At 62.8% G+C, this 9,513-nt stretch carries 9 protein-coding genes; all 9 read left to right on the top strand.

Going from position 1 to position 9,513, the window contains the following annotated elements:
- Positions 1–82 precede the first annotated feature (82 nt).
- Positions 83–1,354: a CaiB/BaiF CoA transferase family protein gene (locus ACMO6A_RS10210; protein ID WP_009305553.1), complete on the top strand. Its 1,272-nt coding sequence runs from the start codon at positions 83–85 to the stop codon at positions 1,352–1,354.
- A gap of 128 nt (positions 1,355–1,482) precedes the next feature.
- Positions 1,483–2,640, top strand: coding sequence for an acyl-CoA dehydrogenase family protein (locus ACMO6A_RS10205; RefSeq protein ID WP_114519823.1), 1,158 nt, complete (start codon positions 1,483–1,485; stop codon positions 2,638–2,640).
- 110 nt (positions 2,641–2,750) lie between these two features.
- The gene (locus tag ACMO6A_RS10200; RefSeq protein ID WP_057384766.1) at positions 2,751–4,292 is read left to right on the top strand and encodes a class I adenylate-forming enzyme family protein; all 1,542 of its coding nucleotides are present in this window, start codon (positions 2,751–2,753) and stop codon (positions 4,290–4,292) included.
- Between the two features lie 51 nt (positions 4,293–4,343).
- Entirely contained in the window at positions 4,344–5,138 is a 795-nt protein-coding gene (locus tag ACMO6A_RS10195) for an enoyl-CoA hydratase/isomerase family protein (RefSeq protein WP_015761540.1), read from the top strand.
- Positions 5,139–5,270: 132 nt separating this feature from the next.
- Positions 5,271–6,515: a CaiB/BaiF CoA transferase family protein gene (locus ACMO6A_RS10190; RefSeq protein WP_009305557.1), complete on the top strand. Its 1,245-nt coding sequence runs from the start codon at positions 5,271–5,273 to the stop codon at positions 6,513–6,515.
- Positions 6,516–6,606: 91 nt separating this feature from the next.
- On the top strand, positions 6,607–7,068 hold the full coding sequence (locus tag ACMO6A_RS10185; protein WP_009305558.1) for a MaoC/PaaZ C-terminal domain-containing protein: 462 nt from the start codon (positions 6,607–6,609) through the stop codon (positions 7,066–7,068).
- Between the two features lie 36 nt (positions 7,069–7,104).
- Positions 7,105–7,644 (top strand): MaoC family dehydratase, encoded by a 540-nt coding sequence (locus tag ACMO6A_RS10180; RefSeq protein WP_009305559.1) that lies wholly within the window; start codon positions 7,105–7,107, stop codon positions 7,642–7,644.
- A 281-nt stretch (positions 7,645–7,925) separates the two neighbouring features.
- Positions 7,926–8,684 (top strand): electron transfer flavoprotein FixB, encoded by a 759-nt coding sequence (locus tag ACMO6A_RS10175; RefSeq protein WP_015761541.1) that lies wholly within the window; start codon positions 7,926–7,928, stop codon positions 8,682–8,684.
- Between the two features lie 16 nt (positions 8,685–8,700).
- Positions 8,701–9,513: electron transfer flavoprotein subunit alpha/FixB family protein (locus tag ACMO6A_RS10170; RefSeq protein ID WP_418471197.1), on the top strand; the 813-nt coding region annotated here is incomplete at its 3' end.

The following is a 9,513-nucleotide window of genomic DNA, read 5'->3' as shown; positions in this document are numbered from 1 at the left end:
GCACGAGCCCCGCAGCCGGCGGGCACCGGAAACAACCGGACCGCCCGTCACACTACAGTCCTTTTGAAAGAGGAGGAAACACATGGCTCTGAAACTTCTGGAAGGCATGAAGGTCATCGAGATCGCCGCGTTCATGGCGGCTCCGATGGGCGGACGCATCCTGGGCGAATGGGGCGCCGACGTCATCAAGGTCGAGCCTCCCACCGGCGACAGCAACCGCGGCATCGGCCTTGCCCGCCATATCTACAACGGCGACCAGGCCGGTTGGGACTCCATCAACTCCTGCAAGCGCTGCATCACGCTCGACACCCGCAAACCCGAAGGGCTGGCCATCCTCAAAGAGATGCTGAAGGACTGCGACGTGTTCCTCTCGCATCTGCGACCGAAGGATTCCAAGAAGCTGGGTCTGGACTACGAGAGCCTGTCGAAGATCAATCCGAAGATCATCTGCGGCAACACCTCCGGCTACGGCACCAAGGGCGAGTGGGCTCCCCGCGGCGGGTTCGACGCGGCCTCCTACGCCGCGCGTGCAGGCTACGACTTGGACTGCCCCATCAAGGGCGACAACCCGATGATCCCGTACTTCGGCTTCGGCGACATCCCCACGGGCACCTATCTGGCCATGGCCGTGCTGGCCGCCTACATCGAGCAGCAGCGCACCGGCAAGGGTCAGGAAGTGAACGTGGCCCTCATGCACGCCGGCATGTGGAGCGTGGGCGTCCCCATCGTGACCGCCGCCTACGGCGACGAGTACCCCACGGATCCGAACTCCGTGCTGCCCCTGGCCCGTCCGTACATGTGCTCCGACGAGAAGGCCATCGCCCTGATGGGCCTGCAGTGGCACAATTCCTGGCCTGAGTTCGTGCATGCCTTCGGCATGGACGAAGACCTCATCGCCAAGTGGCCCGACTATCAGACCGCGCTGGCCGCTTCTGCCGAGATCACGCCGATCATCACCGAGGTGCTGGCCAACGTCACGCGCGACGAGGCCATCGAGAAGCTCATGACCACCGATATCCCGTTCGACCTCTGCCAGCATTTCGCCGACCTGCAGGATGACCAGCAGGCTTGGGACGCCGGGTTCTTCCAGGGCATAGATTATCCTTCCGGCAAGCACATCGGCATCGTCAAGGCTCCGGCCATCTTCTCGTCGGGCGAGGCCGAGTTCGGTCCCTCCGGCTATCCGGGCGAGTACACCCGAGAGGTGCTCAAGGAATACGGTTTCGACGACGCGAAGATCGACGAGCTGCGCGAGCAGGGTCTCGTGACCGAAGAGGATCAATGGGACAAGGATCAGTACAACATGGAGAAGCTGATGGCCCAGGCCGCAGCCGCCAAGAAGAAGGCCGAGTAACAGCTGAGACGCCGTTAGTGGAAAGCGGATCGCCAGCTGCGACGGCGATCCGATGAAGTACCGTTTTCAACCGCGCGGATACCGGTGATCCGCGATCCGCGCAAAACAACCGCCAAGGAGGCACAGAAATGATCGATTTCTCTAAGACCGAGGAACAGGAACTGCTCATCGAAAGCATCAAAGAGCTTCTCGAGCGCGAGATGCCGGCCGAGAAGGAGCGCGAATGCTATCGCAACGGCGAGTTCCCCTGGGATGCTTGGAAGGCCATGGCCGAGGCCGGCTTCACGGGCTTGGGCCTGCCTGAAGAAGTGGGCGGCACCGACGTCGACCTCATGACGGTGGCCCTGGCCAACTTCACCATCTCCCGCTACGGCGGCCCGCTTGCCGCGTTCTACTCCATGGGCATGCCCACGATGTACGACGTGTGCGAGTTCGGCACGCCCGAGCAGATCGAGAAGTACGTGAAGCCTTACATCGCGGGCGGCGCGCCGCTGGCCCTGGGCATCTCCGAGCCCTCCACCGGCTCCGACGTTGCCGGCATGCAGACGTCCTACGCGTGGGACGGCGACACCGCGGTCATCAACGGCGGCAAGCACTACACCACCTGCGGCATGGAAGCTCCGGCCATCATCGTCATCGCCAAGGATCCGATGGTTGACAACGTCCATCGCGGTGCGACGATGTTCTTGGTCGATCGCGACACCCCCGGCGTGACTATCAACAAGCTTCCCAAGATGGGCCACGAGAACGCCCCCACCAGCATCTGCGAGGTGTTCCTGAACGACGTGCGCGTGCCCCGATCGGCTATCCTGGGCGTCGAGCACAACGGCTTCATGCAGACCATGGCGAACTTCACCCGCGAGCGCATCGCCAACGTGTCCGGCGTCATCGCCACGGCGGTCAATGCGTTCGAGGATGCCTGCGCCTACGCCAACCAGCGCGAGCAGTTCGGCCAGCAGATCGGCCGCTTCGAGCTGGTGCAGGAGATGATCATGGAAATGTCCTGCAAGATCGAGAACATGATGAACATGCTGTACAAGCTGTGCTGGCAGGCCGATCAGGGTCAGGACGTGCGCATCCTCGCCGGCATGGCCAAGTACTACTGCTCCAAGGCCACCTGCGAAGTGGTTGACGACGCCATCCAGGTGCTGGCAGGTATCGGCGTGGTGGGCGACCATCGTGTGGGCCGTTACTACATCGACATCCGCAGCGCCCGCATTGCCGGCGGTTCCGACCAGGTCATGGTGTTCAACACCGCTCCGCAGATCCTCAAGCGCTACCGGTAAGACGCCAGAACGAGCAAGGGGCGGGCTGACGAAAGCCTCGCGTCCGCCCCGTTCAACGCACATGAGGAAACGGGCAGCGCTTGCTGCTGCAGAAGGAGGTGAGTAACGCGATGGATCGATGTGACGGCATACCGATTGACAAGGTTGCTTTTTCGAAACAGCTTCAACAGCTTGCCGAAAAGTGGGGGGACGAGACGGCTCTCGTCGATGTCTCCCGCGACGGATCGGAACGGGCGTTGTCTCGTCGAGAGCTGTTCGAGGCGATCGAGAAGGTCGCCTGCCATCTCAATGATCGAAACGTTCAACAGGGAGATTACGTCGTCATAGCCCTTCCCAACGGTTACGAGAACGTCGTTGCGACGCTTGCCGCCTGGCAGCTGGGAGCGTGTTGCGTATTCATGTCCCCCAAGGGAACCGATGAAGAACGCAACCATATACACGCGCTGTTCGAGCGCAAGCTGCTGATATCGACATGGGATTGCGACGACGAGGATTGCATATCGCAGCAAGACGTGCGGAGCTGGATCCGAGGAGAGTTCCCCCATGGAGCCGAGATCCTGCCGTTCTTCGCCTGCGAGCCCTCGCGGGCTATCCCGACGGGAGGGTCGTCGGGAAAACCCAAGCTCGTCGTGCAAAAAGTCAGGCCGGCCTACTGCGAGATGGATCTGTCGGCTTGGACGGCGATGACGGGGCAGACCCCTTGGTCGAAACAGCTTATCCCCGGTTCCCTGTTTCACAACCTGTACAGCAATGCCACGTACATCGGACTGTTCTTCGGGCAGACCGTGTACCTCATGGAACGCTTCGACGAAGGACAGGCGCTCGAGCTCATCGAAAAGCATGGGATTCAATTCATAGGCTTGGCTCCCACGATGATGGACAGGATGATGCGCCATCCTTCCTTCCAAACCAGAAACCTGGAAAGCCTGGAGGCCGTGTTCCACAGCGGCGGCCCCTGCCCCGACAAAGTGAAGCTTGCCTGGATCGAGCGCGTCGGCGCGAGAAAAGTGTACGAGATGTACGGCGAGACCGAGATGATCGCAAGCACGTTCATACGAGGAGAGGAATGGCTGGAGCACCGCGGCAGCGTGGGACGTCCCTTCGGTTGTGAGCTGCAGATACGCGACGAGGAGGGTCGGGCGCTTCCCTGCGGCGAAGTAGGCGAGATATTCGGCAAGCCGGCTATGGGGCTTTCCGCAAAGTACGTGGGGCCGCAATCCATCAAATCCGAGGAAGACGGGTTCTTCAGCGTCGGCGACCTCGGTTGGCTCGACGAGGAAGGCTTCCTGTACATCTCCGACCGTCGTTCGGACATGATCGTGACCGGCGGGAAGAACGTGTACACCGCCGAGGTGGAGAACGCCATTTTCGACTATCCCGGTATCTCCGACGCTGTGGTTATAGGCATTCCCGACCAGCAATGGGGTCTTAGGGTGCATGCGATTCTCGAGATCGAAGGCGCGGAAAGCGAGTTTTCGACGGATGGTCTCAAAGAGTTCCTCCACACCAAGCTGAGCGGATACAAATGCCCGAAGACCTACGAAATCGTACAGGACATGCCTCGCAACGAAATGGGGAAAATCCGGAGACGCGAACTGATAGAGCAACGTGTGTCCAGCTTATCCGAACGCGAACCCGGAACGAAAGAGTGAGAAAGCGATGCAAGAGTCGCATCGCGAAGATTAAAGAAAGGGAGTTTCATTATGGCAGAACGAGAGCTGAAGGCGACCTTGGCCGAAAAGCGCGACGGCGTGGGCATCATCACGTTGAACCGGCCTGAGAAGCTGAACGCCATCAATCAGGACATCATGGACGACCTGTACTACCTGTTCGACGCGTACGAGGAGGATCCCGAGGTTCGAGTCATCGTGCTGACCGGCGGCGACGGCAAGGCCTTCTGCGCCGGTGGCGACATCGAGGGCGAGATCCAGATGGACGTCGTGGGCTCGTACCATGGCGGCATCGAGGGCAACCGCCTGAACACCCGCATCGAGAAGTGCCGCATTCCCGTCATCGCCGCTATCAACGGCTTCTGCCTGGGCGGCGGCTTCGAGATGGCGCTCGCGTGCGACATTCGCCTCGCTTCCGAGCGCGCACGCATCGGCCTGACCGAAGTGAACATGGGCGTCATCCCGGGCTCTGGCGGCACCCAGCGCCTGCCCCGCCTCATCGGCCCCAGCCGTGCGAAGCTGCTCATGATGACGGGCAACCACTACAAGGGCGAGGCTGCGCTGGCCATGGGCCTGGTGGACATGGTGTTCCCGGCCGAGGAGCTGCTTGACGCAGCCGTGAACATGGCCAAGGAGATGGCCGCGAAGCCGCCGCTGGCGCTCGAGTACGTGAAGTGGGCCGTGAACGAGGGCATGCAGATGGATCTCGACCGCGCGCTGCTGTTCGAATCGGCCTTGTTCGCCCACTTGTACAGCACCGAGGATCAGAAGGAAGCGATGTCGGCATTCCTGGAGAAGCGCCCCACGCGTCCCTTCCAGGGCAAGTAGGAAACACGGCTCATCCGCAAAGGGCGGGAAGGCCGCAACGACCTCCCCGCCCCGGCGGAGCCCCGCGCTCCGCGAAACATGATTTTGAAACAGCTGCGCGCATGAGGCCGCAGCGAGTGAAAGGAACGAGCAATGTCTGATTTGAAGCTTCTTGATGGCGTCAAAGTCGTCGACATGTCCGCGTTCGTCGCGGCACCGATGGCCGCCGAGATCCTGGCCGAATACGGTGCGGACGTCGTTCGCATCGAGCCGCTGACCGGCGACGGCATCCGTGGCTCGGGCATGACGCAGAACATCTACAACGGCGACGCCCCGCTGTACGACGCCATCAACGGCAACAAGCGCCACATCGCGGTGAACACGCGCACGGCGGAGGGCATGGGCGTGCTGTGGAAGCTGCTGGAGACGGCCGACATCTTCATCTGCCACATGCGCGAGAAGGATATGGTCAAGCTGGGCATCGACTGGGATACGCTGCATGCGAAGTTCCCGGCGCTGATCTATGCCAACACCACCGGCTACGGCAGCACGGGCCCGCTGGCCAGCCGCGGCGGCTTCGACATGATCGCCTACGCGACGCGCACGGGACTCACCACCGACGTGGTTCCCGAGGGCGCGCATCCCTACATGCCCTACCAGGCGCAGGGCGACATCCCCACGGGCCTGTACCTGTCCATCGGCATCATGGCCGCGTACATCAACCGCCTGCGCACGGGCCTGGGCGACCAGGTGTCGTGCAGCCTGTACGGCTCCGGCATGATGAGCGCGATGGTGCCCATCCTCTCCGGCCAGAAGCCCTACAACAACCTGTGGCCGAAGGGCCGCGAGAACGTCCTTCCGTTCTCCTGCATGTACCGCGGCTCGGACGACCGCTGGATCATGGTTGCCGGCCTGCAGTGGCATAAGGACTGGCCGCGCTTCGTGGCGCGCCTGGGCCTCGACCCCGAGCTGGTGACGAAGTACCCCGACTACATGACCGCGCTGGCGAAGTCGAACGAGATCATCCCCATGCTGGACGAGCTGTTCGCTACCAAGACCGTGCAAGAGTGGAGCGACATCCTCACCGAGGAAGACATCCCCAACGACATCTGCCTGAAGTTCAGCGAAGTCGCCGACGATCCCGCGGTGCTGACCGGCAACCTTATGAAGGAAGTCGAGATGCCCAGCGGCGAGGTCATCAAGATGCCGCGCACCCCGGTCTACTTCCGCGAGGCCGGCGCTCCCGACCCGGTCGTTGCTCCCACCGTGGGTGCCGACACCGAGGTCGTGCTGAAGGAATGCGGCTACACCGACGAGGAGATCAAGAAGATGGCCGAGGAGAAGGTCGTCGGCCTGGGCGACACCTGGGATCGCTCCATGTACGTCATCAAGTTCTAACTGCATCACGAAACGATTTCGCGGGTCGCACGGAGCATCGCGCGACCCGCGCATCGGAACAAGAAGCGCAACCAACTGAGGAGGAGTCAGAATGCTGCAAGCACCTTTGTATTTCGAAGACGTCGAGGTCGGCTACAAGTTCCAGTCCCCCGGCGGCCGCACCATCACGAACGCCGAAGTGGTGAACTTCGCGCAGATCACAGGCGACTACAACCTGGTTCATCTGGACCATGAGTTCGCGAAGACCGGCATGTACGGCGAGAACATCGCCCACGGCGCCCTTACGCTGACGCTGGCCGGCGGCATGTTGAAGCGCACCGAGTTCTGGTCGGCCACGGCCGAGACGCTGGGAGACCTCACGGGCTTCAAGCACGTGAAGTTCATGGCCCCGGTGAAGTTCAACAGCACCATCCACCTGGAGTGCGAGATCACGGACAAGACGGACAACGGCGACGGCACGGGCACCATCGAGCTGGCCGTGCATGGTATCGACCAGGACGGCACGCTGGTTCTGGACAACGTGCGCTACTACAACATCGCCAAGAAGAACTAGCCCTCGCCCGCCATCATCCTGAAGGAGGAATTCAACATGAACGAGCAACTGCAAGCTGCTTTCGACAAGAAGTTCAAGGACACCTGGTTCTTCGAGGACGTGCCGCTGAACCATGCGACCCCGGCCACCACGGGCCGCACCATCACCGAAGCCGACATACTCAACTTCGCCGGCATCTCCGGCGAATGGGCGCCCATCCACATGGATCTCGAGTATTGCAAGGCCCACGGCCATGACTCCGTGCTGGCTCAGCACATGCTGATCTATACGTTCACGCCGTCCATCAACCCGTCCGATCCCATGATGGCGAAGATGAACAACTCCATTCTTGCGACCAAGGGCACGAAGAACTGGAAGTTCTTGAAGATGCCGGCCGTGGGCGACACCGTGTACACCACGTCCGAGATCGTCGCGAAAGACGACAACAAGCCCGAGCGCGGCGTCATCATCATCCAGATGTCGATGATCGACCAGAACGGCGACGTGCTGCAGACCGGCGAGTACCACCTCGTCGTAGCCAAGAAGATCTTCTTCGAGAAGCAGTTCGAAGCTGCCGCCGCCAAGGCGCAGCAGTAGCACCCCGCTCGCCCGTTGCCGCGGCCTTGGAGGGAGGGTCGCGGCAACGCCCGCGGGCATGGACATGCCGGTCAAACGGGAACTGACCCTTGTCATCCTGAGCGGAGCACCGCAGGCGCGAAGCCGAAAGATCCCGTGCGGCGCCAGCCGCAGCACTCCCTGTTAACGCAGCACGGGATCTTTCGACTTCGGCTTACGCTCGGAACGACAGGCAAGCAGTTTGCCCGGCATGTCCATGCCGCAGAACGGCAGGACGATAGGAGAAGAAAGGAAAGGCATCCATGAACATCATTGTTCCTATCAAGGTGCTGGCCGACGATCAGGACATCGTCGTAGCCGCCGACCGGAGTCTGGACGACTCGAAAGCCCATCGCATCGTGTCCACGTACGACCTGAACGCCATCGAGGCCGCCGTGCAGCTCGCCTCCGCCCACGCGGACTCGAAAGTCGTCTGCGTGTCGGTCGCCGACGCGAAGGCCGACGACTCCAAGCTGAAGAAGGGCATTCTCGCCCGCGGCGTGGACGAGCTGGTGATGATCGCCGACGACGCCTGCGCCGACCTCGACGCCCACGCGACGGCCGCCATGCTGGCGCGCCTTGTAGACGGGCTGGACGCCGCCGACCTCATCGTGTGCGGCGACGGCTCCGCCGACAACTACGCGCAGCAGGTGGACGTGCAGCTGGCCGATGCGCTGGGCCTGCCCGTGGTCACCGCCGTGTCCGCCGTGTCGGTGGAGGGCGCCGTCGCCACGTGCGACCGCATGCTGGAGACCCAGTTGCAGACCGTGCAGGTGGACTTGCCCGCCGTGATCAGCGTGGTCCCCGACATCGCGCTGCCTCGCATCCCCGGCATGAAGGACATCCTCGCCGCCGGCAAGAAGCCGTCCTCCGTGAACGCCGCTTCCGATGTGGAGGCCGCGGTCGTCGACGTCGTGGAGACCAAGGCGCCGCAGCAGGCCGAGCGCAAGATGGAAATGCTGGACGCCTCGGTCGACGGCGATCTGGAGAAATTCGCGGCCGCCCTCAAAGCGGCCCTGTAGGAAAGGTGATGTGGACATGAAAGCATGCGTTATCGCTGAAACCTCCGCCGCCGCCCGCGCCCTGTGCGCCGGCGCCCGCGGCATGGCCGACGAAGTGGTGCTGATCGCCCCCGGCGTCGAGGCTCTGACCGGCGTGGCCGACAAGGCCGTGCATATCGACGTTCCCTCCGGAAACGCCATCGACGACGCGTACGCCAGCGTGAACTCCGTCGTGGACGCCGAGGCTCCGGGCATCGTCCTGGTCGAGCCCACCCGTTCCATGAAGGTTCTGGCCGGCAGGCTGGCCGCCCATATGGGCACGGCGACCATCACCGACGTCATCGAGTTCGAAGGCGACCTGGCCACCACCATGTACTTCGGCGGCGTGGGCCAGCGCAAGAGCAGGGCTAACGGCACGGCCATCTACACGGTGGGTGCCGGCGTGTTCGACGAGGCCTCCGCTTCGGGCACCGACGCCGTCGAGGAAGCTCCCTTCGCCGCCCCAGCTCGCGCCCTGCGCGTGACGGGAACGAAGGATCTGCCGAAGAGCGACGTGGACCTCGCAGCAGCCGGCGTGGTGGTGGCCGGCGGGCGCGGGTTCGCCGAAGAAGCCGACTTGCAGCTCATGCGCGACGTGGCCGCGAAGCTGGGCGGCGAGTGCGGTTGCTCGCGTCCGCTGGCCGAAGGCGTGGACTGGATGCCGCGAGAGGCCTACATCGGCGTGTCCGGCATGATGCTGGCGCCGAAGGTGTACCTGGGCATCGGCATCTCCGGCCAGATGCAGCACATGGTGGGTGTGAACCGCGCGGGCACGATGTTCGCCGTGAACAAGGACAAGAACGCCCCCATC

The sequence above is a fragment of the Eggerthella sp. genome (genome assembly GCF_048329335.1).
Lineage (GTDB): Bacteria > Actinomycetota > Coriobacteriia > Coriobacteriales > Eggerthellaceae > Eggerthella > Eggerthella lenta.
The sequence above is the reverse complement of the archived record's forward strand: the minus strand, read 5'-3'. Positions and strand labels throughout refer to the sequence as shown.

Excerpts from the sequence above, each read along its gene's own strand:
- ACMO6A_RS10185 (WP_009305558.1), top strand. The coding sequence starts at position 6,607 with ATGCTGCAAGCACCTTTGTATTTCGAAGACGTCGAGGTCGGCTACAAG.
- ACMO6A_RS10195 (WP_015761540.1), top strand. The coding sequence starts at position 4,344 with ATGGCAGAACGAGAGCTGAAGGCGACCTTGGCCGAAAAGCGCGACGGC.
- ACMO6A_RS10210 (WP_009305553.1), top strand. The coding sequence starts at position 83 with ATGGCTCTGAAACTTCTGGAAGGCATGAAGGTCATCGAGATCGCCGCG.
- ACMO6A_RS10205 (WP_114519823.1), top strand. The coding sequence starts at position 1,483 with ATGATCGATTTCTCTAAGACCGAGGAACAGGAACTGCTCATCGAAAGC.
- ACMO6A_RS10200 (WP_057384766.1), top strand. The coding sequence starts at position 2,751 with ATGGATCGATGTGACGGCATACCGATTGACAAGGTTGCTTTTTCGAAA.
- ACMO6A_RS10175 (WP_015761541.1), top strand. The coding sequence starts at position 7,926 with ATGAACATCATTGTTCCTATCAAGGTGCTGGCCGACGATCAGGACATC.
- ACMO6A_RS10180 (WP_009305559.1), top strand. The coding sequence starts at position 7,105 with ATGAACGAGCAACTGCAAGCTGCTTTCGACAAGAAGTTCAAGGACACC.
- ACMO6A_RS10190 (WP_009305557.1), top strand. The coding sequence starts at position 5,271 with ATGTCTGATTTGAAGCTTCTTGATGGCGTCAAAGTCGTCGACATGTCC.